The 23,719-nt window shown below is 50.7% G+C and carries 25 protein-coding genes and 1 pseudogene; 9 read left to right on the forward strand and 17 right to left on the reverse strand.

The window, feature by feature from the left end:
* Positions 1 to 9: 9 nt before the first annotated feature.
* Positions 10 to 1,959, reverse strand: coding sequence for an ABC transporter permease (locus tag ACQ76X_RS02960; RefSeq protein ID WP_438491382.1), 1,950 nt, complete (start codon positions 1,957 to 1,959; stop codon positions 10 to 12).
* Positions 1,934 to 2,704: an ABC transporter ATP-binding protein gene (locus tag ACQ76X_RS02965; protein ID WP_438491383.1), complete on the reverse strand. Its 771-nt coding sequence runs from the start codon at positions 2,702 to 2,704 to the stop codon at positions 1,934 to 1,936. Before ACQ76X_RS02965 ends, ACQ76X_RS02960 begins: the two co-directional genes overlap by 26 nt.
* Positions 2,705 to 3,060: 356 nt before the next feature.
* Between ACQ76X_RS02965 and ACQ76X_RS02970 the strand changes: the two genes are divergently transcribed.
* Together ACQ76X_RS02970 and ACQ76X_RS02975 are read left to right on the forward strand one after the other, a co-directional pair.
* Positions 3,061 to 3,387, forward strand: a complete 327-nt coding sequence (locus ACQ76X_RS02970; RefSeq protein WP_438491385.1) for a MarR family winged helix-turn-helix transcriptional regulator — start codon at positions 3,061 to 3,063, stop codon at positions 3,385 to 3,387.
* A 128-nt stretch (positions 3,388 to 3,515) separates the two neighbouring features.
* Complete coding sequence (locus tag ACQ76X_RS02975) at positions 3,516 to 3,794, forward strand: PQ-loop domain-containing transporter (protein WP_438491387.1); 279 nt, start codon at positions 3,516 to 3,518, stop codon at positions 3,792 to 3,794.
* Positions 3,795 to 3,847: 53 nt separating this feature from the next.
* Here ACQ76X_RS02975 and ACQ76X_RS02980 read toward each other — a convergent pair whose 3' ends face one another.
* Together ACQ76X_RS02980 and ACQ76X_RS02985 are read right to left on the reverse strand one after the other, a co-directional pair.
* Positions 3,848 to 4,822, reverse strand: a complete 975-nt coding sequence (locus ACQ76X_RS02980; protein ID WP_438491389.1) for a sensor histidine kinase — start codon at positions 4,820 to 4,822, stop codon at positions 3,848 to 3,850.
* A complete protein-coding gene (locus tag ACQ76X_RS02985) occupies positions 4,819 to 5,520 on the reverse strand; it encodes a response regulator transcription factor (RefSeq protein WP_438491391.1) in 702 nt (233 codons plus the stop codon). Before ACQ76X_RS02985 ends, ACQ76X_RS02980 begins: the two co-directional genes overlap by 4 nt.
* A gap of 118 nt (positions 5,521 to 5,638) precedes the next feature.
* Between ACQ76X_RS02985 and ACQ76X_RS02990 the strand changes: the two genes are divergently transcribed.
* The gene (locus ACQ76X_RS02990; RefSeq protein ID WP_438491393.1) at positions 5,639 to 6,433 is read left to right on the forward strand and encodes a class I SAM-dependent methyltransferase; all 795 of its coding nucleotides are present in this window, start codon (positions 5,639 to 5,641) and stop codon (positions 6,431 to 6,433) included.
* Between the two features lie 29 nt (positions 6,434 to 6,462).
* Positions 6,463 to 6,884 (forward strand): annotated as a pseudogene (locus ACQ76X_RS02995) (hypothetical protein).
* Between the two features lie 138 nt (positions 6,885 to 7,022).
* Here ACQ76X_RS02995 and ACQ76X_RS03000 read toward each other — a convergent pair.
* The 7 genes from ACQ76X_RS03000 to ACQ76X_RS03030 form a co-directional block, all read right to left on the reverse strand.
* Positions 7,023 to 7,817, reverse strand: coding sequence for a TIGR00266 family protein (locus ACQ76X_RS03000; protein WP_076108828.1), 795 nt, complete (start codon positions 7,815 to 7,817; stop codon positions 7,023 to 7,025).
* Positions 7,818 to 7,905: 88 nt separating this feature from the next.
* Positions 7,906 to 8,838: a phosphotransferase family protein gene (locus ACQ76X_RS03005; protein ID WP_438491394.1), complete on the reverse strand. Its 933-nt coding sequence runs from the start codon at positions 8,836 to 8,838 to the stop codon at positions 7,906 to 7,908.
* 495 nt (positions 8,839 to 9,333) lie between these two features.
* Entirely contained in the window at positions 9,334 to 10,005 is a 672-nt protein-coding gene (locus ACQ76X_RS03010; protein WP_038595024.1) for a YitT family protein, read from the reverse strand.
* 316 nt (positions 10,006 to 10,321) lie between these two features.
* Positions 10,322 to 10,822, reverse strand: a complete 501-nt coding sequence (locus ACQ76X_RS03015; RefSeq protein ID WP_038595026.1) for a Crp/Fnr family transcriptional regulator — start codon at positions 10,820 to 10,822, stop codon at positions 10,322 to 10,324.
* A gap of 142 nt (positions 10,823 to 10,964) precedes the next feature.
* Positions 10,965 to 12,887, reverse strand: coding sequence for a PTS fructose transporter subunit IIABC (locus ACQ76X_RS03020; RefSeq protein ID WP_438491396.1), 1,923 nt, complete (start codon positions 12,885 to 12,887; stop codon positions 10,965 to 10,967).
* 35 nt (positions 12,888 to 12,922) lie between these two features.
* Entirely contained in the window at positions 12,923 to 13,834 is a 912-nt protein-coding gene (pfkB, locus tag ACQ76X_RS03025; RefSeq protein ID WP_438491397.1) for a 1-phosphofructokinase, read from the reverse strand.
* Positions 13,835 to 13,866: 32 nt separating this feature from the next.
* A complete protein-coding gene (locus tag ACQ76X_RS03030) occupies positions 13,867 to 14,631 on the reverse strand; it encodes a DeoR/GlpR family DNA-binding transcription regulator (RefSeq protein WP_438491399.1) in 765 nt (254 codons plus the stop codon).
* Positions 14,632 to 14,939: 308 nt separating this feature from the next.
* On the opposite strand from ACQ76X_RS03030, the gene ACQ76X_RS03035 reads away from it, so the two are divergent.
* The gene (locus tag ACQ76X_RS03035; RefSeq protein WP_438491401.1) at positions 14,940 to 15,230 is read left to right on the forward strand and encodes a hypothetical protein; all 291 of its coding nucleotides are present in this window, start codon (positions 14,940 to 14,942) and stop codon (positions 15,228 to 15,230) included.
* Positions 15,231 to 15,261: 31 nt separating this feature from the next.
* Here the strand turns inward: ACQ76X_RS03035 and ACQ76X_RS03040 are convergent, their stop codons facing one another.
* A complete protein-coding gene (locus ACQ76X_RS03040; RefSeq protein ID WP_438491403.1) occupies positions 15,262 to 15,735 on the reverse strand; it encodes a hypothetical protein in 474 nt (157 codons plus the stop codon).
* Between the two features lie 233 nt (positions 15,736 to 15,968).
* Here ACQ76X_RS03040 and ACQ76X_RS03045 point away from each other — a divergent pair, with 233 nt between their 5' ends.
* Positions 15,969 to 17,069, forward strand: a complete 1,101-nt coding sequence (locus ACQ76X_RS03045; protein ID WP_438491404.1) for an AI-2E family transporter — start codon at positions 15,969 to 15,971, stop codon at positions 17,067 to 17,069.
* Between the two features lie 106 nt (positions 17,070 to 17,175).
* Here the strand turns inward: ACQ76X_RS03045 and ACQ76X_RS03050 are convergent, their stop codons facing one another.
* From ACQ76X_RS03050 to ACQ76X_RS03065, 4 genes are all read right to left on the reverse strand, one after another.
* Entirely contained in the window at positions 17,176 to 17,580 is a 405-nt protein-coding gene (locus tag ACQ76X_RS03050; protein WP_038595039.1) for a hypothetical protein, read from the reverse strand.
* A gap of 31 nt (positions 17,581 to 17,611) precedes the next feature.
* Positions 17,612 to 18,280, reverse strand: coding sequence for a uracil-DNA glycosylase (locus ACQ76X_RS03055; protein WP_340897235.1), 669 nt, complete (start codon positions 18,278 to 18,280; stop codon positions 17,612 to 17,614).
* Positions 18,281 to 18,396: 116 nt separating this feature from the next.
* Positions 18,397 to 19,062, reverse strand: coding sequence for a ribonuclease H (rnhA, locus tag ACQ76X_RS03060; protein WP_438491407.1), 666 nt, complete (start codon positions 19,060 to 19,062; stop codon positions 18,397 to 18,399).
* 150 nt (positions 19,063 to 19,212) lie between these two features.
* Positions 19,213 to 19,788 (reverse strand): TetR/AcrR family transcriptional regulator, encoded by a 576-nt coding sequence (locus tag ACQ76X_RS03065; RefSeq protein WP_438491409.1) that lies wholly within the window; start codon positions 19,786 to 19,788, stop codon positions 19,213 to 19,215.
* A gap of 162 nt (positions 19,789 to 19,950) precedes the next feature.
* Between ACQ76X_RS03065 and ACQ76X_RS03070 the strand changes: the two genes are divergently transcribed.
* The 3 genes from ACQ76X_RS03070 (at position 19,951) to ACQ76X_RS03080 (ending at position 22,940) form a co-directional block, all read left to right on the forward strand.
* Positions 19,951 to 20,505, forward strand: a complete 555-nt coding sequence (locus ACQ76X_RS03070) for a hypothetical protein (RefSeq protein WP_438491411.1) — start codon at positions 19,951 to 19,953, stop codon at positions 20,503 to 20,505.
* Positions 20,506 to 20,594: 89 nt separating this feature from the next.
* Positions 20,595 to 21,956, forward strand: coding sequence for a metallophosphoesterase (locus tag ACQ76X_RS03075; RefSeq protein ID WP_438491413.1), 1,362 nt, complete (start codon positions 20,595 to 20,597; stop codon positions 21,954 to 21,956).
* 81 nt (positions 21,957 to 22,037) lie between these two features.
* On the forward strand, positions 22,038 to 22,940 hold the full coding sequence (locus ACQ76X_RS03080; protein ID WP_438491415.1) for a manganese catalase family protein: 903 nt from the start codon (positions 22,038 to 22,040) through the stop codon (positions 22,938 to 22,940).
* Between the two features lie 112 nt (positions 22,941 to 23,052).
* Here the strand turns inward: ACQ76X_RS03080 and ACQ76X_RS03085 are convergent, their stop codons facing one another.
* Complete coding sequence (locus ACQ76X_RS03085; RefSeq protein WP_438491417.1) at positions 23,053 to 23,604, reverse strand: hypothetical protein; 552 nt, start codon at positions 23,602 to 23,604, stop codon at positions 23,053 to 23,055.
* Positions 23,605 to 23,719 lie beyond the last annotated feature (115 nt).

Below are 23,719 nucleotides of genomic sequence, written 5' to 3' on the forward strand. Positions count from 1 at the left end.
CCTCCGCGTTCAGATGAGATTTTTTTTGAGATTGCGCAAATAACGGCTGCGGATAAGGAAGAAGTATAACCCCTGCGCAGCCAGGTAGCCGATAAGCACCGCACCCGTTTCGGCAGCGATGGACAGATAGAACAGCCGCTGCAGCGCAATAAAGGCGAACAAGCTGTGTAGGATGGCAAGCCCCACCGGAATAAAGAACATCAGTGACAATTGCAGGGTCACGGTCCGGTCCAGTTCCTGGTCGGTCAGGCCCATTTTGGACAAGGTGGAATACTGCAGCCGGTCATGGTCAAGATCCATGTACAACCGGAAGTACAAAAAGCTGCCTGCGGCGATAAAAAAAACGGTGCCGACTAAAAGCGAAGCAAACAGCATCGTACTGTATAGCGTCCGCTGAATTTCGAACAGCGTGCCGCTGACCACAACGGCATAAGGGGATTTGCTCTCGTAGGACACTTTGCCTTTGTCCGCAAGTCCCGAAGCAATACCAACCGTCTGTTGGAATTGGTCCACATAGAACCCGGTATACAAATCTCTTTGCACGGGATTAATGGCGGCGAACAAGCTGTCACTGACGACTACTCCGCTGAAATCACCGCCATCCCTCCCATCCAGCTCCGGCAGCAGATATTCAGCAATCGGCACATGCTCCGTATATCCGATCTCCTGAATATCTACTCCCTGCTTCAGCTTATAAAGGGCATGAACTCGTTCAGAGGTCAGGCTGCGGTCACGCTGGGAACCGATCATGACCAGACCTTCGTTCCCCTGGAGCGGCTGCTCGCGGGAGGTAAATCCGGCTTGCTGGAGCGCCTGTTTGTAATCACTGTAAGCCATCAGCGGCAAACGTTCTGTACTGTCGGGACCGGTCTGAGACTCTACTTCCGCATATTTGATTTGGATCTCCAGCGAGCGATAGGGAAGATTCAACCGCTCCAGTTCCGCTTTTATCCCGTTTAAATCCTCTTCCGCAGCGGACCCGGCCTCATTGCCCTTGGCCACATAACCAACCGCTGCCGGATAATCCAGCTTCAGTTCTTTGGAGAGTGTATGAATAGAAGCAAATACCCCGACAGAGGTGAAGGATACCGCCGAAACAATCGTCACCATGAAAAACATCCGCCCGTTGTCCTTCCAGCGGTAGGTTAAGCCCGAGAGCGTAATAATGTTTGTCTTATGCCAATAAAACCGCCGGACTTTCCTCATTATCCTAACTACATATAGACTAAGCTGTGTATAGAACAAGTAAGTGCCAGCGACTGTAATGGCCACCACCGGAAACATCACTCTCTCCACCGACGCTGCGGTCGTGGTAGCGGCCAGAACATAGCCTCCAAGCAGCAGCAAGGCCGAAGCGAACGCCAGTAAGGCAGACACCCGCGGCTCCTTGTCTCCTTTGCGTCCGCCCTGAAACAAACCTCTCGCCGACTCGTTCCCGATAAAGGCAAAGGTACTTAACGAGATCAGCAGGAACAGCAGAGCAAAGCTGCAAATCGTCAGTACCGGTGCATGCCAGGAAAGATAAAATTCCAGCGGGCCAATGCCCAGGAACCCCGCTCCAATCATCAGGAACAGCTTACCCAGCAGAAGACCGAGCAAAGTGCCGGTGAGGATGGCGGAGCTGCCGATCATCATATTCTCCAAAAAGACCATCAGGTTCAGCTGCCGCTTCGTCATGCCGTGCATCAGCAGGATGCCGAATTCCAGCTTGCGGGACTGCAGAAAAGACCCTACAGACACCAGTACGAACAGGGAACAAAATACAAAGATGATTCCCTCAGCCACCATCATGGTGTCAGCCGCCGTATCCAAGATCATATCGCCCGAAATCGCCGGATGAAATATAAACAGTGCGCAGAGAAAAAAGATCATTACGGAAAATGCGCTGCTGACAAAATAAGCGGCGTATTTACGCTTATTCCGCGTTACATTTCTATAAGCGAACTGCCGAAAGGTCATGGCTTGCTCCTCCCAGCAGCGACAGCATGTCAATGATATTCTGGAAGAAAGCCGGCCTGCTGCTGCCCCGGTACATCTCGCTGTAGAAACGTCCGTCCTTGATAAAGATGACCCGGTGGCAAAAGCTCGCCGCCACTGCGTCATGGGTGACCATCAGGACCGTTGCCCCTTCCGCTTCATTCACTTCAGCCAGCAGGCTCATCACTTCGGCCGCTGTTTTGGAGTCCAGGCTGCCCGTAGGCTCATCGGCCAGAATCAGCGCCGGCCGGTGAATCATTGCCCGGGCAATCGCCACCCGCTGCATCTGCCCGCCGGAGATTTCATATGTCCGTTTATGAAGAAGCGGACCGATGGCCAGTCGCTCAGCCACCTCTTGCAGCCTGCGTTCCATTTCCGGAAGCGGAACCCCCGTGAGCGTCAGCGGCAGCACGATATTTTCTTCTACGGTAAGCGTATCAAGCAGATTGAAATGCTGAAAGACGAAACCCAGCTCCTTCCGCCGGAAGAGCGCTTTGTCCTTGCGCCCGAGCGCATTCGGATTTCCTCCGTTAATCATTACCTCGCCTGAGGTAGGCTCGTCGATCGTGGCGATCACGTTGAGCAGCGTTGTTTTCCCACTGCCTGAAGGTCCCATAATACCTACAAACTCACCCTTCTCCACGGCAAAACGAATATGGTTCAGCGCATGAATCGATACCTTGCCCTCATATATTTTGGATAAATTATGGACGTCTAATATGGGCAAGTGCTTCCGCTCCTTCGTTCACCTGATCGTTTTGGATTGACTTCATTATACAAACTGTAAACTACAGCTGCTATTTCTGAAACTTACAGTCACCTTACATTATTGTAAGCAGAATAGAGTTGACAGAATTCCGGTACGCTGCAGCCGATTCCTCTGTATCTATCAAACCACGGGCCTATGATGCTATAATAGTTGAATATTTAATTTCATGAGTCGGTATATAGCCGGGAGAGGAATTGTGATATGCGATGAAGGATACTCTTGCCAATGAACTGATAACCAGCTGGTTGTCATTGACCCATATACAAATGAATGTAGCAAATGAGTTGGAAACCAAACTTCAGGAGAACTACCAATTGTCTTTAAAAGAATTCTATCTGCTGCTGTTTCTCTCCGAAGCCCCGGAGAAGAAGCTGAAGCTGCAGCAATTGGAGTCGATGGTCGGGTTAAGCCAGAGCGCCGTCTCCAGACTGGTCAGCCGTTTTGAAGCCAAAGGCTGCAACGCGCTCCAAAGAAAGACCTGTGATGATGACCGCAGAAGCATCTATACCTCGCTTACTGCCATAGGGCAAGACAAGCTGGACCGGGCCCGGGTGACCGTTAACGAGGTTTTGGCCCAGTCGTTCCCTGACACCAGGGTGCAGGAGCTGCTGGAGCAGTTGCTGCGTCTGAAACAGCAATGATGGCGTAAGCCTGGCTTCCTGAACGACCCGCTGCCTCATCCTAGAGGCGGCGGTTTTTTTTCAGGTGCAAAGAACCCATTCCGCCCGCGGCGCATACAACGTACAAAAAGAAACTGTGAGGTGCTCTCATGCTCTTTTCGCTTATGCAGCTGATCGGCGGTGTCATTCTTTCCCTCGGCTGGCTCCCGCAAATCATCCAAATTCTCAAGACAAAATCGGTTGCGGACTTAAACCTGAAGTCTTACTTATTGATGCTGCTGGGGATAGGTTTAATGGAAGCCTATGCTGTCAACTTGGTGTTGACGGGCGTGGGACTTGCTTTTTTCATCACAAACACTATGTCTTTAACAGTAGTATCGGCTGTCGTTATTCTGATCCTGCGGTTTCAGCCCCGGCACAAGGAATAATATCGCCCCGCTCCCGGATGATTCTTCAATACGTTCTCCATTTCAGCCTCTGCTCAGAAAATAATCCGCACTGCCGTACCCTTGCCCACCTCAGAGGAAATTTCCACCTCATGCCCCAGCTTGCTGCAGATCTGCTTCACCAAATAGAGGCCCATCCCCGTGGATTCCTGAAAGCTGCGGCCGTTCACACCGGTAAAATAAGCATCGAAGACACGCGGCAAATCCCCCGAGGGGATGCCGACTCCTTCGTCGCGGACTTCCAGCACCGCCCTGCCCTTCTCCTGAAGATATCCGCGAAAATGAACTACACGCCCCTCCTCTACCGTATAGCGCAAAGCATTGGTTATCAGCTGTGTCAGTACAAACGTCAGCCATTTCTCGTCAGAGGTGATGGTTATGCCGCTGTCCATCGCTATCGCCGGAAACACCCGTTTGCGGATGAACAGCCGTTTTTGTTCTGAGGTCACACCGCGCACGATGTCCGCCAGCTCCAGCTGCTCTACATAGAAATCATGCTCGAACGTATCCAGTCTTGCGGTATAGAGCACCGTATCCAGCCCTTTTTTCAGCCGGTCCAGCTCATCGCCAATGGCCGTAAACGGGGGACCGTCTTTATCCTGAATAATCAAGTGGATCACCGAGAGCGGAGTCTTCATAGCGTGCACCCACTGGTTGATGAAATGAATATGCTCCTCCAGCTTGTGGCGGTAGCTGTGCAAATCATTTTGGTAGAGCCGGAACTGCTGTGCCAGCAGCTTGCGCAGGCTTTCCGCGAGCGGAGAGCCCTGTGCTGGTCCTCCCGATTCATCCAGCGATGAAGGCAGGCTCTCCAGCCGCTCATAGAATGACCGGTTGGAGAAATAACGGTACGCAAGGTAGGCCAAGAGCAGGAAGGTGCTGAGCAGCCCGGCGTACAGACTGACATTCACACCGCTTCCTCCGTCCAGCCGGTACACCAGGGTAATGATCATCAGTTGGGCAAGGTAGATCACGATTAACGGCGTCTGTTCCCGCAAAAATAGCTTCACGTCACTTCCCCCCAGTTGTCGCTTAACCGGTACCCTTGCCCGCGTACAGTCTGCAGCCCGTCCTGAATACCCATCGCTGCCAGCTTTTTGCGCACACGGGTGACATAGACATTCAGCGTATTGTCATCAACAAATGCCTGGTCATCCCAGATTTTCTCCAGCAGCCGGTCACGGGTGACGATGGTGCCTGTTTTTTTCATCAGCTCGTCGAGAATTTTCGCTTCCGTATGGCTGAGGTCGACTTTGGCATTGCCGCGCGACAGCATCAGACGCTCCACATCCAGCGTCAGCCCTGACACCGCCAGACTGCGCTCGTTTGCTCCCACAGCATAGGATCCGTAAGCGCGGCGCAAATGGCTTTTGATTTTGGCCATGGCAATTTCATAATCAAACGGCTTCGTAATGTAATCATCTGCCCCGTTCTCCAGCGCCATCACCTGATCCATTTTGCCGTCGCGGGCGGAGATGAAGAGAATCGGACAGGTCGAGATCCCGCGGATCTGGCGGCACCAGTAATAACCGTCAAATTTAGGCAGATTAACATCCAGCAGTACGAGATGCGGCACATACTGCTCAAACTCGGTCCGTACCGCTTCAAAATCGTTCACTGCCTGTGTTTCATAGCCGAACCTATGTAAATATTCCTGGAGCAGCGCCACCAGCCCCCGGTCATCCTCAATGATAAATATTTTGAACATATCAGGCCTCCGGTTTACGCCCTAGTGAAGCTAAGGGGTTTGCCCAATAATATATACAGTCACTGCAGGCTAGTCAAATATAGGTTATAATCTTCAGTCAAAGGAGCTGATGAGTGGCATGATAGATTATGGTCAGGATCTTTTCAAAGGATCGGCAGGTTATTACGCGAAGTATCGCCCGCTCTATCCTTCCGGGCTGGTAAGATTCCTTGTGAACCGCTTTGGGCTGGACGGGGAAGGCGAACTGCTGGATTTGGGCTGTGGAACCGGGCAACTTGCCTTGCGTTTTGCCGATTGGGTCCAGCGCGTGACCGGACTCGACTACGAAGAGGAAATGATCAATGAGGCGGTGCAGATCAGCAAGGAATTGAGAGCGCTTAATACGGAATGGGTTGCGGGAAAAGCAGAAGAATATTTGGCTCTGTCCACCAGTCCCGTGTACCGTCTGGTCACTATAGCCAAGGCTTTTCACTGGATGGACAGGGACCTGGTGCTCGAACTGCTGTACAACCGGGTTGCTCCGGGAGGCGGAGTCGCTATTATGGATCAATACAAGCCCGATCAAGCGCCCCTGCCTTGGCAGAACGAAGTGGACCGGATCGTGCGCAAATGGTATGGCGAGGAGCGGAAGGCTGGCAATACGACCTATTCTCATCCGGTCAAAAGTCACACGGATATCGTAGCCGGATCCAGCTTCCGCCTTGAAACTCACCGGCTGCCAATGTATGAATATCAGTGGACTATAGAAGCCATACTGGGGAATCTGTATTCCACCTCCTTTGGCTCGAAGCGGTTTCTCGGCGACCGGGCACCTCTATTCGAGAGAGAGCTGGAAGAGAGGTTATTGCTTCTGGACCCCAAAGGAGTCTTTACTGAAGGAATACATACTAATATTATTCTGGCCGTAAAATAACACAAACACCCCACCCAAGGAGTCCTCTGATGAAGCAGAACAACTATGACGAATCAGGATTTTTTGATAAATACAGTCAAATGCCCCGTTCCACAGGAGGATTGGAAGCTGCCGGAGAATGGAGTACCTTCCGCTCCCTGCTTCCCGGACTCCGGTCTTTACGGCCTTGGCGGCACAGGATTGATTCTACGGCCCCGGCGGAGAAAAACTGCATTGGCCCGTTGACAACTATCATACCGAGGGAGCGCGTGAAGCCAGGTTCCTGGATCATGATGTGATTAAATATCATCGCAATGTCGCTACCTATATCAATACACTGATTGAATCCGGCTTCACGGTAACCAAGCTTTCCGAGCTTCAGCCGACCAAGGAAATGCTGGAGCAGAATCCGGCTTGGCAAGAGGAATTTCGCCGTCCGATGTTCCTGCTGTTGGCCGCCGTCAAACACTAGTATTCCTTTCATGTCCTTAGAACTCAGCTAAACAAACAGCCGCCTTCCCGGGTAATCCGGTGAAGACGGCTGTTTCTCTAATCACGCTGTACCCGCGAAGTGGATAAGCGGCAATTCTAATTCTTGTCTCTGGTGATCCTATCTGCCATCCAGCAGATTGCCAAGGCCCCCAAGGATGCTTCCTTCTTCCTTGCGGCCGGTATTGCCGGCAGCCGACAGAATGCGGTCCGCCATCCGGCTGAACGGCAGCGACTGTACCCATACTTTGCCCGGCCCGCGCAGGGTAGCAAAGAACAATCCTTCCCCGCCAAACAGCGCGGTCTTAACACCTTTGACAAATTCGATATCATAATCCACAGACGAAGTCATGGCCACAAGACAGCCAGTGTCGATCTTTATTGTCTCTCCAGGCTGAAGCGTCCGTTCCAGCACATATCCCCCGGAATGCACGAAGGAGAGTCCGTCTCCCTCCAGCTTTTGCATAATGAATCCTTCACCGCCGAAGAAGCCTGCGCCCAGCTTGCGCTGGAATTCAATGCCCACCGACACGCCTTTGGCAGCGCAGAGGAATGAATCCTTCTGGCAGATGATTTTGCCGTGGTATTGCTGGAGATCAAGCGGAATGATTTTGCCCGGATACGGGGCGGCAAAGGTGACGCTCTTCCGGCCATAGGCCCCGCTGTGTGTGAAGATCGTCATAAACAGGCTTTCTCCGGTCAACAGGCGTTTGCCTGCACCCATCAGCTTGCCTACCAGACCATTTGTTCGTCCAGATCCTGATCCGTCGCCAAAGATCGTCTCCATCGTAATCTCCGGGTCCATCATCATGAAACTCCCTGCCTCAGCGATTACACTCTCTCCAGGATCAAGCTGCACCTCCACACACTGTATTTCCTCGCCCATAATGACATAATCAATTTCGTGAGCACTCATCCTTGTTATCCCCCTAAAGTTTTTGTATTCCTATGTTTTTTGAATGAGATATATACGCGCTCCCTCCAGCAGCGGTTTCAGCATTCTGTTAAATATTGCAGGGTATGGACAGCAGACGGTCGCGCGTCTCCATATAAGCATGGTCCCAGCCCATTTTTGCGTAAAACCTCATGGCGTCCAGCCCTTTAAAATAGTGGGCACCTGTTAAGCGCTCCTCAAAATGGGCAACCGGTGCTCCCAGCTCTTCATAATGCCTGCGGAAAACCTGTGCCATATCCACACCGGGTATCATTGCATGCATTGTGGCCACATCAATCATGAAATCCCCGTATATGCTGTTGCTATCGATAATTCCGGTAATCCGGCGGCCGTCTGTGAGAATGTTCCACTCATGGCAATCATTATGGACAAAATGGCGGTGCGGCGCGTTATATTTGCTGTATGCAAGCAACCGGGCGTAGCACTCGTCAAACACATCCTTTTCCAGACAGCTGCTGGTGAACAGCTCATGCCAATTCTTCCAGAAGCCTTCCTGCTGCTCCTGCCCGTAAAAAGAGCGGATGAACTCCTCCCAGCTGGCATAGATACCATTGCCTTCATTGTTCAAGAAACCATACCCTGAAGAGCTGCTGTCCAGCTTCACCCCGTTCATCCCGGTAATGATACGGACCAGTTCGGGAAGCAGAGCAAGCCTCTGCTCATTCTGCAGTTTAGCGAGATCATGTCCGGTCACGCGCTCTGAGATGCAATAGCGGTATGCCTTATATACCCCAAGCCCCAAAACTCTTGGAAAAGGAACTCCTTGTGCAGTGAGCAGCTTGGCAATATAGGACTCGGTTTGGAAGGCATCCTCCGCCTCATTGAACCGGATAACATACTCATGGTCTTCCGCCTTGAATGAGAAGACACTGCTGAGATTCCTGCCTTCCATCGCACTGATATTCTCGGCCTGCATTCCCCGGTCATTTCTGACAATCCTTTCGATTTCCTCTGCAGTGACGTTTGGTTTAACTCTGTTCATTACTCATCATCTCCCTTTGAATTGGTAAACAAAGCCCGGTCTGCCTCCTCCAGGGCACAGCAAAAAGCCGTGAATGAACTCTGTTCATCCACGGCTGTACGCAAACGGTGCCCGGCAATAGAGAGACCTCTATCGCGGCAATGGATACGGCAGCTTGAGACTAGACTATAGTTCATAACAAAAGAAAAATGAGCTGCGGCCATGCGGAATAATCCCTCAGTACTCCGGGAATACCTGTGCCTGGTCAGTTCATGCGTTATTCAGTTAATGGATTAACCGATTTCTTTTGTCAGGAATATAGTCATCATCAAAGCGCCGATCCCACCATTCTTTTATTTTGTTTCCATTATATAACACAATTCCTCGACATCAACTTTTTTAATTGTTTTTTACCGGAAGGTGATTAACTTTGCCACACAAACAAGAGGCCAGCCGGGTAAGTTCCCGCTGGCCTCTCATAATGATCCCCATGACATGGGGCTAACTTTGCCCTAATCACATTACCGTACCATCCTGCGGCTTCACGCGTGCAGGCTGGATCTTCGGCGCCTTGCTCAGCTTCGGTCTGCCCAAGGACGTGGTAAAGGTGATCACATAGCCGGCTACAACCACGGCCATCACCGTATACAAGGTTTCCTTGAGAGGCATATAGAAGAGTGACAACGCCAAAACAATTACATCCATCAGGATGAATACCGTACCCACTTTAATTCCTTTCCATTCACTGATCAGCAGGGACAAAATATCGTCTCCACCGCTCGCCCCGCCGCCGCGCAGGACCATTCCCGCTCCTAGACCTGTCAGTACACCGGACAACAACGCCGCAAGCGGCAAGTTATCCTGCAAGTCGATGACCCATCCGGAATAGCGTTCCATCAATCCATAGAATACCGTGAAGGCTCCTACGGAGATGAAGGTGTTCACCACGAACGATTTTCCTTTGAATATCATTGCGATTATGAGTACTGGAATGTCTAAGATTAGCGTAGATAGTGAAGGTGAAATTCCTAATACGTATTTGCCGAGCAGTGCCAGGCCTACAAATCCGCCCTCGGTCAAATGATTCTGATAATTGATGTGATAATAAGTAAATGCAAGTAACAATGTTCCGGATAAAATAATAATGAGTCGTAGCGGCAACCTCATGCCACTGTCTTGTTTCTTCATACAGGTCTCCCCTTATCGTAAATGGCGGCTTAGACGTCCCGCCAGCCTCTACGAGGGGTAAAACCAGAAGAGTTCTTCCTTCGCATACAATACTCCCTTCCCACGCAGAGGCGGCTTCGTCAATTAACAACGGTTCGCGCACATTCTACAGGGAAGCTAAGTATAAGACAGATCATAACGTTTCCAAATCGTCCTTTGGGGAATCGTCCTTCGGGGACACATGGTATCCTGATCCTTTCTTTAGTTTGATATGTTCTGTTTAGATTATACCACGCAAAGGAGTCACTCTAAACAGTTTTCCAATAAAAAGCATGAATTAGCCCGGATTTCGCAGCAGACGGTTCACCGTCTCCCGCCGGACGCCGATCAATTGACCAATTTCTTCCTGTGTCAGCAGGTCTGTCAGCTGTGCTCCATATGAGTACTCATTCAGCCAGCGGGTCAGCAGCTCCATCCGCTCCCCCGGCGATCCGACAGTAAGGTGGTCAATGCGTGTCTGCATAAAACGAACCTTCTCCTGGAGCAGCAGAGCGATTTCCATCACTTTATCCGGCTCCTCACGCAGCTCGCGGTACCATTCCGCAGCCGGAATGACCTCCACCTCGCTCCTCATCATCGCCACCGCCGTTCCATGCGCCTCCTTTGGCGAAATGAGGGAATGATGGGGAACCGTCTCACCGGGATACAACAGGTTGAACAGCACCATGTTCCCGTTCTCATGCAGCCTTGTCACCTTAAACAGCCCGCTCTTTACCTTGTACAGATTTTGGCAGCTGTCTCCCTGGCGGAACAAAGCCTCCCCTTTGTGCAGAATCATCTCGCTCGCTCCTTTATCTTCTCGTTAAGTATATTTGTAATTATACAGAAATACGCCTGCAAAATGCAGTTCGTTCAGGCAAAAAAAAACTGCGGGACTCAGAGTTGAATTCTGAATCCCGCAGTACGGATGTTGTACTGTCTTAATTAGCCTTAATCGGCTTCTTCCAAAGTCCCAGCGTCAGGCCGGAGATAACAGCTCCGATAAGAACAGCCAGAATGAACAGCAGAGCGTTGCTGGACAGAGCGGCTACAAAAATTCCGCCGTGCGGAGCCGGGACGTTGATGTTCCACAACTGTGTAAGTCCGCCAGCTACGGCCGAACCAATAATACAGCTGGTCAGGACACGCAGCGGATCGGCTGCGGCAAAGGGAATAGCTCCTTCGGTAATGAATGACAAACCAAGCACATAATTCGTTACACCTGACTTGCGTTCGGTTTCTGTGAACTTGTTCTTAAAGAATGTGGTTGCCAGCGCAATGGCCAGCGGAGGAACCATCCCTCCCGCCATAACGGCAGCCATCATTAGTCCGTTAGTGTTGCCGCTGGACGTAAATACTCCAATGGCAAAAGTGTAAGCTGCTTTATTGAAGGGACCACCCATATCAATCGCCATCATTCCACCGAGAATAATTCCCAAAATGATCATATTGCTGGTGCCCAGACTGTTGAGACCATCGATAAGTCCTTCATTGATCCAGCTAAATACCGGATCAAACAGGTAGAACATAATGCCGCCGGTAATGAGCAGACTGAATACCGGATAGAGCAGTATCGGCTTCAAGCCGTCCAGGGTTTTGGGCAGACCGGCGAAAACCTTGCGCAGCAGGATGACCACATACCCTGCCAGGAAACCTGCGGCAAGTCCGCCAAGGAATCCGGCATTGGAGTTCAAGGCCATATAACCGCCGACCATCCCGGGCATGAGTGCCGGGCGGTCGCCGATGCTGAGCGCGATAAATCCGGCGAGAATCGGAATCAGGAAATGGAAGGCGCCATCTCCCCCGCCGATCGTCTGCAGCAGCTTCACAAGCGGATTATCTACACCTGCCACCTGCTCGAACAGGAAGGAGATCGCCAGCAGAATCCCCCCGCCGACTACGAATGGCAGCATATGTGAAATGCCGTTCATCAGGTCTTTATAGATCTTGCTACCGATGCTGGAGGAGTTCCCTGCCGGGGCATCCCCGCTGCTGCGGCCTTCACTGCGGTATATCGGCGCATCTCCATTCATTGCTTTGGTGATCAGCTCTTCGGGTTTGCGGATACCGTCGCTTACCGGTCTTTGCAGCACCGGCTTGCCGGAGAACCGGGCCATCTCCACATTTTTGTCGGCGGCGATGATAACACCGCTGGCCCGGCGGATTTCGTCCTCGGTCAGCACATTCTGTGCCCCTTCAGAACCGTTTGTCTCCACACGGATGTTGACGCCCATTTCCAGGGCCTTTTTCTTTAATGCATCCTCAGCCATAAAGGTATGGGCGATTCCTGTAGGACACGCCGTGACCGCAACGACGAAGCCTGAAGAAGCGGGGTTGCCTGTAATTACGCGTTCAGGAGCCTGCTTTGTGCTGCTTCCGGATTCATTGTCCTTTTCCTTGGCCTCTTGCTCTGCCTGCTTGGCATCGAACAAAGCGGATACTTCCTCCGGGGTGGAAGCTTTCATCAGCGCCTCGATGAACTCGCTTTCAATGAGCAACCTGGACAATGAAGCCAGTGTACGCAGGTGCATATTTCCAGCACCCTCCGGCGCGGCAATCATAAAGAACAGCTGTGCCGGTTCCTCATCGAGTGAGGCAAAATCAACGCCTGCTGCGCTTTTGGCAAATACAACCGTTGCCTCGTTGACGGCCCGGGTTTTGGCGTGTGGCATTGCAATGCCTCCGCCAATGCCAGTGCTGGACTGGGCTTCCCGAAGCAGGATCATTTCCTTGAACTGCACGGGATCATTAATGCGCCCGCTGCCCGCAAGACTGGCGATCAATTCGTCGATCGCCGCTTCCTTGGTCGTGGCCTTGAGGTCCATAATCATCGTTTCTTTTATCATCAAGTCTGTAATTTTCATTTATTTCAACTCCCCTTTTTTCTTGAACTGCTCGTTTACAACTGTGAAATTTCGATCAAGGGCTTGAGCTGCTCAATAAGTTCTCTGTCCGCCAGATCATCGGAGAATGCGGTTGCGCTGCCGGAAGCTACTCCTGCACGGAATGCCTGCAATACATCTCCTGTCAAGGACAATGTGCCAACAAAACCAGCAATCATAGAGTCCCCCGCACCTACCGAATTCTTCACCTTGCCTGCCGGCGCGTTGGCGCGGAACAGGCTATTCTCTGATATGAACAGAGCCCCCTCTCCGGCCATGGAGACCAGCACATGCTTTGCCCCGAGCTCCAGCAGCTTACGCCCGTAGGTGATAAGATCTTCCTTGCTGCTGATTTGAACCCCGAACAGCTCAGCCAGCTCATGATGATTCGGCTTAACAAGCAGAGGTCCCAAAGGCAATGCCTGTTGCAATGCATGTCCGGTCGTATCAATAACAAATTCGGCCCCGTGCTGCTTGCATACGCCTATCAGCCTGTTATAGAAATCCTCACCCAGCGAAGGAGGAATGCTTCCGGACAAAATAACGATGTCACCGGCCTGCAAAGTAGCAAGCTTCTGAAGCAGCGCTTCGGCTTCGTTATCCCGGATCACCGGGCCCACTCCGTTAATCTCCGTCTCCTCTCCAGCTTTGAGCTTGATGTTAATCCGGGTATCATCCGAGACGGATACGAAATCACTGGCAATGCCTTCTTCATGCAGCCAATCTTCAATATAACGGCCGGTAAAGCCCCCAAGAAAACCAATTGCCTTATTCTGGACGTCCAACTGGTTCAGAACACGTGAGACGTTGATCCCTTTACCCCCCGGCAGCTTCAAATCACGTTTCATCCGGTTCAGGCTGCCAAGCTTTACCTGGTCAACTTCCACGATATAGTCAATGGAAGGGTTAAGTGTCACTGTATATATCATGATTATCCCTCATTATTATGGTTTTCTAATGTTCAAACTAATGTATAGTCCATATCCATCATTTCAAGCTCGCGGATAAAGCTCTCCGGCGTTTCCGAATCCATAATGCAATGATCAATTTCCTGCAGATCCGCAACCTTGCAGAAGGATACCTGCCCGACCTTGCTATGATCGGCCAGCAGGATGACCTGCTTGGCAACGGAGATCATTTTGCGTTTGGTGGCGGCTTCCAGCATATTCGGTGTGGTAATTCCTTCGTGCACATCCAGCCCGTTCGTACCGAGAAACGCCTTATCCACCCGCACCATCTCCAGTGACCGCTCCGTCATCGGTCCCACAAAAGCAAGTGTATCCGGACGAAGCATACCGCCAGTGATGGATACTTCGATATTACGGCACTCCTTCAGCTCGTTTAGCGCCATGATAGAGTTAGTAATAACCTTAAGATTGGAGAAGGATTTCAGCTCCCTGGCAATCTGCAGGGTTGTTGTTCCTCCGTCAAGCAGGATTGCATCGCCGTCCTGAATCATCTCCACCGCTTTGCGGGCGATCCGCAGCTTCTCTTCCAGGAACTGGTCTTCCTTGTCCTGAAATACCGCTTCAAAGTTGACGCTCTGCAGGGAGACCGCCCCGCCATGCGTCCGTTTCAGCAGCCGTGCTTCCTCCAGCTCTTTAAGATCACGGCGGACCGTCGATTCGGATACGCCAAGCTGCTGGCTAAGCTCCTGCACCGATCCCCTCGTGTGCTTCTCGACAAACTGCACGATGCTACGTTTTCTTTCCTCTTCAAACAGCATGACGGTTCACTCCTTAACGGAACAGCGTTACCTTCCGGCTTCTTTAGGATCTGAATTAACAATAATCCTTATACTCCATATTTTGATCGAATAGATTCCACTGCTCGATTTTGATTGAAATTGACTGTTTGTGATTACTTTTGCTTATTTATGATAATAACAGCGTTTTCATCATCTGTAAAGCTCCTTTTTCTTGAGCAGATCTGCTCAGATCCGGCTGTCTGAAATATCCTCCCGAACGCCTATTTCATCTGCCCGGGGTGTTACATATTTTATAATACATATGGGAAAAAGCGGGTGAACAGGAAATGGCCAATAACAAAAACAACTTTGGATATCGCAACCGCATGGGCGTCAGCAATCTGAATAATAATCCCGGCGCCAGCAATCCGGTAGAATCCGCGGAGTTAAGCGCTGAAGATTATGAAATTATCGCTGCCGGTCTAGCCGCTTTGGGAGAAGTGTTCGCATTTTTGGCCCTCGTCAAAGCGAAGCAAGTGACCAAGGAAACCGGAGGCCAGGTAGATATCGACCCGCTTTTATTCATACAATCCAGAAAAAAAAAAGCGGCCCGACGGAAATCCCGTCCACCGCGTTAAAGCTTAATCTATGGCAATAAGTTCTTTCGCATTAGGCAGACGCAAACGGTATGGCCTGATGCTTTTCAAATATGGCGTTTATCTTCCCGCGAGGTTCTTCATCCTTAAGTGTGACAATCACAATAATATGCTCGAGGTCAGCATGTTTGGCATAGGCTTGCGCATCCTCCTTGGGGATTCCGATGCTAATCAGGCTGACGGCAAGACCGTCGATATCCAGATCAGCCCCAGCCAGCTTCTTCGCTGCAGGCCCTGCTGCCACCGCCGTATCGGACAACATATCCAGCCCTACCCCCAGGCCTCTCGCTGTTCCGAACAAGCCTTCATTACCTGCTCCGGCTTCGGGCTTGCCAATCCCTGTATCGTGGCTGATGACCGCCAGCGTATTTTTCTCCTTCGTCACAACCGATATCTGCTTCGCTTTGACTCCGAGCTCCTGCACCGCCTCTATCGCCAGTATTGCATCGCTCCGGTGCCCGAATATTCCTACAACCAGCATAGTCATATGACATCCCTCCTGTTTAAGCGATATTAACCGCCACCTTTGCGGCTTGAACCGGCCGGCCGGTTGCCCTGGTTCCGGATAAACTTGAATCAAACTCTCGTATATCGGTTATAAAGATAGAATCGGGTTTAGATTTACCGCGATTTTAATGTACTATTAGTATATTGGTAGATCTACCAATGATCCTGATGCTGATACATACAGGCATTATTTTGAATGAAGGGGAGGCTGCTATGCTACAAAGCAAGTATTTTCGAACATGCCTAGCCATTATCGCCTTTCTGACGATTCTGTATCTGGGCTCCAAAGTTATTTTCCTGTTCAGTCCTGTGGTGGCGATCCTGAATCTGCTGCTTGTGCCGATGATGCTGTCCGGATTTATGTATTATCTGCTGCGTCCGCTGGTCTCGTTCCTGGAGCGCCATAAACTGGGACGCGGATTATCCATCCTGCTGATCTATCTTGTCGCTGTGGGACTATTCATCCTGTTCTGGGTGCTGGTCTGGCCGACACTCCGTGAACAGATTCAGAACTTTATTGACAACACCCCTTACCTGGTTCAGGGAATGCAGGATCAGTTCAACAAGCTGCAGAATGATCCTTCATTGTCAAGATTCTTCAAAGGGGATACCGACGTGGCCGCCCGGCTCTCGGGATATTTGAACGATGGGATTACCTGGGTCACCAACTCGATGACCAATCTTATCGGTGTCATTTCAAGCATTGTAGTGGTCATCGCTACTTTGCCGATTATTCTTTATTACATGCTGAAGGACGGACACAAGCTGTCCCCTATTCTGCAGAGCCTGATTCCGAGAAAGTACCGCAAGGAAGGCCAGGAAATGCTGAAGGATATCGACAGCGCACTCAGCGGTTTTATCGTGACCCGGGTTCTGCTCAATGTTGTGCTGGGAATTATGCTCTATATCGGCTTTCTGATTATTGGATTGCCCTATTCGCTCCTGCTCGCCGTAATTTCCATACCGCTTAATTTCATTCCTTATGTCGGCTCTCTGCTGGCAGCAATCCCGGTAGTCATTGTGGGATTCATTGATTCGCCATCCATGGCGATTTGGTCTTTGGTCATTATTGTGGTTGCCCAGCAAATTCAAGATAATGTGCTTTCTCCGATTATCTACGGCAAGTCGCTGGATGTTCACCCGCTCACGACGGTACTCCTTGTGCTGATCGGCGGAGATTTCTTCGGTATCATCGGTGTGCTGATTGCTCTTCCCGTGTATATGATTATCAAAATCATATTTCTGCGAATCTATGAGATTATTATCGCGGAACGTGTTGAAGAAGTTGAAGTCATTAAGGAAGAACAGCTATAGCATCTGCTAGTGAAGCTAACTTCTTGTAGAGGCCCCTGAAACAAAACCGAAAAACGGCTGCGCCATCCTTAATCGGGAGGGTGCAGCCGTTTTTTTATTGTCTTCCTCAGCCACGCAGGGAGCGGACGACAAAGATGTGTGTGCCTTTCATCAGATTCTGCCCATCCACCAGGGTAACCGAACCTTTGGTATGCGATGCTATGGTTGTATTAAAAGCAATCAGCTGATCACCTTTCCACACGGTTACTGCTGATTTGAAATAAACTGCGTTATCGAACTGCTGGCGCTCTCTCATGACATATCCAACGGAGTGAAGAACCGGGGGCAAGGCTCTCTCTTTAGGAGCAAGAGCCTTAATGAACACAATGTCACGAAAAGGTACAGCAATTTCCTGATGGCCGATCACGGCCACCGAAGCGGCTGGATCCCATTTGCGCAGAACGCCCTTCATGATGGTGTAAGGCTCTTCCCCGCAATACATAATGACCGGTCTGCCAACCCAATGCTTCATTGCTCCACCCCCTTCGCTGTGTCCGTGCTACCTATACATTCGGTATGGACCAATCTATTCCTTTAAGGCCATGTGACTCCAGATACTGATTGGCTCTGGAGAAGGGGCGGCTGCCCAGAAAGCCGCGATGTGCCGAGAACGGACTCGGATGCGGTGACTGAATCACCATATGCCGGTCCCGGTCGATATAAGCCCCTTTTTGCTGAGCATGGCTTCCCCACAGGATAAATACCATCGGCTCCGTCCGTTCATTCAGCTTCTCCATGATGGCGTCAGTAAATGTCTCCCAGCCTAGTCCCTTATGTGAATTGGGCTGGCCTTCGCGCACAGTCAGCACTGCGTTCAGCATGAGGACACCCTCCTCGGCCCAGTGCAGCAGTGAGCCGTGGTTCGGAACCGGCAGCCCGGTATCCGTATGGAGCTCCGCATAAATATTGCGCAGCGAAGGCGGAATACGCACCCCGGGCTTCACTGAGAAGCTTAACCCGTGAGCTTGTCCCGCACCATGATAAGGGTCCTGTCCCAGAATAACCACCCGGGTCTTGCTGTATGGTGTCAGCTTGAGCGCCGAGAACAACAGCTCTTTAGGCGGATAAACTGTATGTTGTTTATATTCACCCGCAAGCGTGTAGCGCAGTTCCTGAAAATAGGACTTTGTTGTTTCCTCCTGCAATACCTCATCCCAATCGTTGCCGAACATCCCCGTTCTCCTTCCGATCTTTCACGTAATCATTATTCATTACCTGTTATTACCCATAATATAAGGCGGCTTGCGCACTCCAGTGGCAGGGCAGATCTAAAGCTGGGTTGCCAGGGCTATTTCCGCCCGTAATCCGCTTTGATCTCGCCCCACTCTTTGGTCTGCCATTTCAGCAGCTTGTTGTCATAAGTATTGCTCTGCAGCCACCGCTCGGCGCGGTCAATCAGTATCCAAATCTCCTCTGTAGAGGTATCTCTAGGCAGAGTCGTGGCCACCTTTTTCTGCTTGACCCATTTCATCGCGTTCATAGAGTCACTGTAAACCGTCCTGCTGCTGCCCTCTTTCTTCAGCAAGGCCAGCGCATGAACAATTGCCAGAAATTCACCCAGATTATTCGTACCTTTCTTAATGGGTCCGCAGCTGAATATAATGTCGCCGGTCTGAGTATCCACACCCTTGTATTCTACCGGTCCCGGATTGCCCCGTGTGCCGACATCAACGGATATGCTGTCATAATCTATCTCTGCCAAGGTTTCTACACTAGCGCTCCGTCCCCGTGAGGCAGCCGGTTTCCCCTTTGAGCTACCGGAAGCGGATGATGCCCCCGTTCCCCAATTCCCCTTCCAGCCAGCCTTGTACGCTGCGTCTGCGGCAGCTCTGGATTCATAGGACTTGTATTTCGCTCCGGTGTAATGATCCGTCTGGGCTTGGCATTCTGCCCAAGTACCGTACACTCCCGGCTGTTTGCCTTCCCATACTACATAAAATTTCTGCTTAGCCATGGAACAGACCTTCCTTCGCGTAAAAATTCATCAGAAGAATATTGTAATCCAAACTGCGGCTATATTGAAGTCAAATTATAATCAGAGCCTGTTGCCGCTCAAAAATCTGCGGATATTTGACCCGGCGCAAGCTCATACTATACGAGAAGTTTAATCGAGCACCACAAGCGTAGTATCTATAATCCCTTGTAGTTTGTCTACATCCCTGGTTGTTTTGACCATTACCCGCAGTCCTACCAGCGCGTTGTGCAGATATGCCGCCAGATCCGCCGCCGGACGGCGGCTGGAGATTTCACCGCTTGCCTGGCCATCCAGCAGCAATTTCTCAATAAGCTGCTCTGTATTCAGGAACGCTTCATTCACTCTGGCTGCTGCCTCGGGATCATGATAGGACAGCTCAACCGCAGTGTTCACAAGCAGGCAGCCCTTCGGGTCCATTTCTGCCATCTGAAGAATCAGTTCAAAAAGTTGACGAATTGCCCCTTTTGCAGAGGCCGCTTCCTTCACCTGTTCTTCCATCTTAGCTGAGGTATTCTGCACATACCGGTCTATAGCTTTCATATATAAAGTATGCTTGTCGCCAAAAGTATCATACATGCTGCGCTTATGAATTCCCATTCCGGTTACTAGGTCCTGCATGGAGGTTTTCTCATAGCCCTGCTGCCAAAAGACATTCATCGCTTTGCCGAGTACATTGTCGATATCGAACTCTTTGCTTCTTGCCATCATCATGCTCCTCTCTGGGTCGATTTTACCATTTATAGAACGATCGGTAAATATAATGAAGAAAAAGTGATTTCCATCACATTAATTCCGCACTAATCATTCTATATTAATTTTGAAGGAAACATACCCCAAAGTCACACACACCTTAAGGAGGTTCTTTAGATGAGAAAGATCGCAGGCCTGGCCGCAGTATTCGCTTTGACCCTACTCGTAGGATGCGGAAACTCGAACAACAACAATGCGGCAAATACAAATACGTCCGCAAACAGCAATACCAATGTTACGGAAACCACTGACGCTGTTACTTCAGCATCCGTAGTTAACAATGGAGAGGATTTCAAAAAAGCAATCAGCAAAGACGGCACCTGGATTGCCGCAACCTTGAATGACCTTACGTTCACCGAAGATCTCGTTGTGGACGGCCAGTTCATCAACAAGGAAGAACCTGCGCGCAAAATTGCCCTCTATACCCAGGATGCGGAGCACAACATCACTAACTCGTTCATACTGACTGCTCCCAAAATCACCATTAAGAGTGAAAATGCCCGTATTCAGGGTGGTACTTTTGTCGGGGACGTTTATGTGGAGGCGGACGGCTTTAGCGTTGTGAATGCCACCATCAAGGGCAACGTCTATTTCGCGAATGATCAATATCAATCCACCTTCGACTCATCAGATCAGGGCATTGTAACCGGCGTCACAGAAGTGAAGAAATAAACCCGCTCTTAAATTAGAGGTGTTTCCCTCGACAAACTGCAATGCAGGGGGAGGCACCTCTTTTGGGTTCAAAGAAATGAGGCGTATCCATGCAGATTTCTGTTCGCGGAATGGCAGTTCTCCCCTTGCTCCTTCTGCTGTATTCCTGCAGCGGAGAAGAGAAATTGCAAGCTCCGCAATACCGGATCCAGTCCGGCCAGGAGCTGAGTATTTTCACCACCACTGATACCCACTATTTGTCCGGCAGCCTGACCGACAACGGTCCTGCCTTCAACCGCTTTATCGCCGCCGGAGACGGGAAACAGCTCTGCTACAGCGAGGAAATGCTCGATGCTTTTGGATACGATATCGAAACTCAGCGGCCCGGCGCTGTGATTATTAGCGGTGACCTAACCAATAACGGCGAGCAGGCCAGTCATCTGGATTTGGCAAAACATTTGCAGACGATCGAGGAGGCCAGTGGAACCCAAATCTATGTAATCCCCGGCAATCACGATATCCGCAATCCCTGGGCCCGGCAGTTCAAAGGTCAGCGGCAAGAGCCCGTAGCCTCTGTCACAGCAGAGAAGTTCCGCAAGATTTACAGCGCCTTTGGCTATGGCGAGGCTTTATTACAGGATAAGGATTCCCTAAGCTATTTGGCCGCTCCCTCGGACGACCTGTGGCTGCTGATGCTGGATACCAGTCAATACAGCAAAAACAAAGAACTGGGACATCCCCAGCTGGATGGGAGACTGAGCTCCACCACGCTGAAATGGATCGACCAGTGCGGGAAACTTGCGGCTGACAACGGAGCACAAATCGTAGCGGTGATGCATCACAGCCTGCTGGACCACAGCGAATTCATCCGCGAGGGCTTCACCGTCAATGATAACGATCAGATCATTCATGCCCTCATCCAAAATGGAATTACCGCAGCGTTCAGCGGACATATTCATATTCAAGATATCCGTACTTACCAGCGTAAAGACGGCAAAAATATTTATGACATCGCAAACAGCGCATTGTCCGTATACCCTCACCAATATGGCATTTTAAAATATACTCCCCGCTCTCAGACGTTGGACTACAGTACCACCAAGCTGAATGTGGAGCTGTGGGCAGCAGCATCCGGGACAACCGATTCCAGGCTTCTTCATTTCAATTCGTACAGCGAAGAATCCTTTCACAGGTTGTCATCAGACAGAGTCTATGCGGAGTTGGTGAATAACAAGGATTATGGCCGCTACACGGAACCCGAGCTGCAGGCCATGGCCCATGTTGTCGGGCGATTAAATGAGATCTATTTTGCCGGAACCGCTTATACAGACATTGCAGATGTCATTGCTTCTGCGGGCTATAGGCTCTGGCAGGATGCTCCCTCCGGCGGACTGCGGAGTTATGTCGTGGGAATGGCCGGGCGGGAATTGAGGGATAACCACCGTCTGCAGGTGACACTACCGGAGCGTTAATGTTTAAGGACAGAGGATTGCGTTTAAGTTAGGGCAGAGCAGGAATTTTTATGCAGAAGTTCTAAGGAGGGTGACAATTCAATGTTCAAACGCATGGATGAAATCATGATCGAGATTCCCGAAGTCGAGAAACCAGATCCCAATGCCGCCGCTGCCGTACAGGAACTATTAGGTGGTAAGTTTGGAGAGATGTCAACACTCAACAACTATCTCTATCAATCCTTTAACTTTCGCTCCAAAGAAAAGCTGAAGCCCTTCTACGATTTGGTTATGAGCATCACCGCAGAGGAACTGGGCCACGTTGAACTGGTATCCCATGCTGTGAACAAATGTCTCAGAGGTTCGACGGAGTACAAAAAACCGAATTCCACTCCGCTTGATTCCGTCAAAGACGCGCGTCTCTCCTACCACTTCCTGGCCGGAGCACAAGGCGCTATGCCGTTCGACTCCATGGGCAACCCATGGACCGGGGCAAACGTGTTTAACAGCGGCAACCTGGTGGAGGATCTGCTCCACAACTTCTTCCTCGAATGCGGAGCAAGAACACATAAAATGAAAGTCTACGAAATGACCGATCATCCGGCTGCACGCGCTGTCGTCGGCTTCCTGCTTGTCCGTGGAGGCGTGCACGTCGTGGCCTATGCCAAGGCACTGGAAATTGCCACAGGCGTCAATGTCACGAAGCTGGTGCCGATACCATCTTTAAGCAATAAATCTTTTAACGAAGCCAGGAAGTATGAGGAAAAAGGTGTGCATACGAAGCTCTATACATGGAGCGACCAGGATTTTAGTGCCATCGACCAGATCTGGAAAGGCACACATCCGGAGGATGGCCTTCCGCTTGAAGTCATTCAAGGCGTTCCTAAGGGTGTTCCCATTCCTGAAGCTCCAGAGTCCAAGGAAGAGTTCGCACCGGGCATCTCCGCGGAGGACTTCAAGGAAATCGCCAAGCGCCTGAAAATGGCCGGCAATATAACGGACTAATTTCCGTCCGATCGCAGGGGTGTCCCAAAAGCCATGAAATGGCTGCTTGGGACACCCCTCGTTTTTTGAGCAGGATCTGCGTGAGCACTTGGGTGGACGCTTCTTCTCTCACTCAGTCATATCCGCCTACCGCTTCAGGCAGCTCCTGATATCCCGCTTTTGTCTTGACGAGTTCAAAGATATAGCTTCTTATTTCCTTCAGCTTTTTGGCATCTTCGGTGACCTCGCATTTTTCCTCAGACCATTCCAGTGTTTGCTCTTCTCCATTCAGCCTTATCTGCCAATGCTCTTCATTATAGGGTGTCTGGTTGCAGTTTTGCCTCGCCGGTTCCAGCTTCAGCTCACCCATTACACCAATATCCCGCAGGCGGGTATAGATGTCCGCCATTTCGCTCTCAGTAAACGTCAGATCCGCAGTTGCCTCACCTTGGGTCACCAAATCCTTGGTTACGGTGCCTTCAAAGGTATTAATTTCATTCTTCCCGGTAATTCCAAAACGGACGGAGAAGGCAAAATCCTCCGGCATCACTTCAGGCATAAGGTGGTCAGGCCTCTGTAGTGGAGCTGCAGACTGTGTAGTGCTTCCGTTTCCTCCATCCGTCCTTTCACACCCTGCAAGCAGCAGAACCAGCAGCAGCGGCAAACAGGCCAGCAGCTTAGACATCTTCATTTCCTCCTTTGGCGGTTTCCCGCGCTTGCTCCATTTCTTTCTAAACGATGATAACACTCCAATATGTTGCAGATAGGCTGCCGAAAACTAGAAAAAGATACCATCCGCG

Source organism: Paenibacillus sp. IHBB 3054, from assembly GCF_051594305.1.
Classification (GTDB): Bacteria; Bacillota; Bacilli; order Paenibacillales; family Paenibacillaceae; genus Paenibacillus_AQ.

Coding starts and splice junctions, on each gene's coding strand:
- ACQ76X_RS02990 (WP_438491393.1), top strand. CDS start 5,639: ATGATAGATTATGGTCAGGATCTTTTCAAAGGATCGGCAGGTTATTAC.
- ACQ76X_RS03085 (WP_438491417.1), bottom strand. CDS start 23,604: ATGTCTAAGCTGCTGGCCTGTTTGCCGCTGCTGCTGGTTCTGCTGCTT.
- ACQ76X_RS03040 (WP_438491403.1), bottom strand. CDS start 15,735: ATGACTATGCTGGTTGTAGGAATATTCGGGCACCGGAGCGATGCAATA.
- ACQ76X_RS03020 (WP_438491396.1), bottom strand. CDS start 12,887: ATGAAAATTACAGACTTGATGATAAAAGAAACGATGATTATGGACCTC.
- ACQ76X_RS02975 (WP_438491387.1), top strand. CDS start 3,516: ATGCTCTTTTCGCTTATGCAGCTGATCGGCGGTGTCATTCTTTCCCTC.
- ACQ76X_RS03075 (WP_438491413.1), top strand. CDS start 20,595: ATGCAGATTTCTGTTCGCGGAATGGCAGTTCTCCCCTTGCTCCTTCTG.
- ACQ76X_RS03005 (WP_438491394.1), bottom strand. CDS start 8,838: ATGAACAGAGTTAAACCAAACGTCACTGCAGAGGAAATCGAAAGGATT.
- ACQ76X_RS02985 (WP_438491391.1), bottom strand. CDS start 5,520: ATGTTCAAAATATTTATCATTGAGGATGACCGGGGGCTGGTGGCGCTG.
- ACQ76X_RS03070 (WP_438491411.1), top strand. CDS start 19,951: ATGAGAAAGATCGCAGGCCTGGCCGCAGTATTCGCTTTGACCCTACTC.
- ACQ76X_RS03035 (WP_438491401.1), top strand. CDS start 14,940: ATGGCCAATAACAAAAACAACTTTGGATATCGCAACCGCATGGGCGTC.
- pfkB (WP_438491397.1), bottom strand. CDS start 13,834: ATGATATATACAGTGACACTTAACCCTTCCATTGACTATATCGTGGAA.
- ACQ76X_RS03080 (WP_438491415.1), top strand. CDS start 22,038: ATGTTCAAACGCATGGATGAAATCATGATCGAGATTCCCGAAGTCGAG.
- ACQ76X_RS02960 (WP_438491382.1), bottom strand. CDS start 1,959: ATGACCTTTCGGCAGTTCGCTTATAGAAATGTAACGCGGAATAAGCGT.
- ACQ76X_RS03010 (WP_038595024.1), bottom strand. CDS start 10,005: ATGAAGAAACAAGACAGTGGCATGAGGTTGCCGCTACGACTCATTATT.
- ACQ76X_RS03045 (WP_438491404.1), top strand. CDS start 15,969: ATGCTACAAAGCAAGTATTTTCGAACATGCCTAGCCATTATCGCCTTT.
- ACQ76X_RS03065 (WP_438491409.1), bottom strand. CDS start 19,788: ATGGCAAGAAGCAAAGAGTTCGATATCGACAATGTACTCGGCAAAGCG.
- rnhA (WP_438491407.1), bottom strand. CDS start 19,062: ATGGCTAAGCAGAAATTTTATGTAGTATGGGAAGGCAAACAGCCGGGA.
- ACQ76X_RS03030 (WP_438491399.1), bottom strand. CDS start 14,631: ATGCTGTTTGAAGAGGAAAGAAAACGTAGCATCGTGCAGTTTGTCGAG.
- ACQ76X_RS03055 (WP_340897235.1), bottom strand. CDS start 18,280: ATGTTCGGCAACGATTGGGATGAGGTATTGCAGGAGGAAACAACAAAG.
- ACQ76X_RS03000 (WP_076108828.1), bottom strand. CDS start 7,817: ATGAGTGCTCACGAAATTGATTATGTCATTATGGGCGAGGAAATACAG.
- ACQ76X_RS03015 (WP_038595026.1), bottom strand. CDS start 10,822: ATGATTCTGCACAAAGGGGAGGCTTTGTTCCGCCAGGGAGACAGCTGC.
- ACQ76X_RS03050 (WP_038595039.1), bottom strand. CDS start 17,580: ATGAAGCATTGGGTTGGCAGACCGGTCATTATGTATTGCGGGGAAGAG.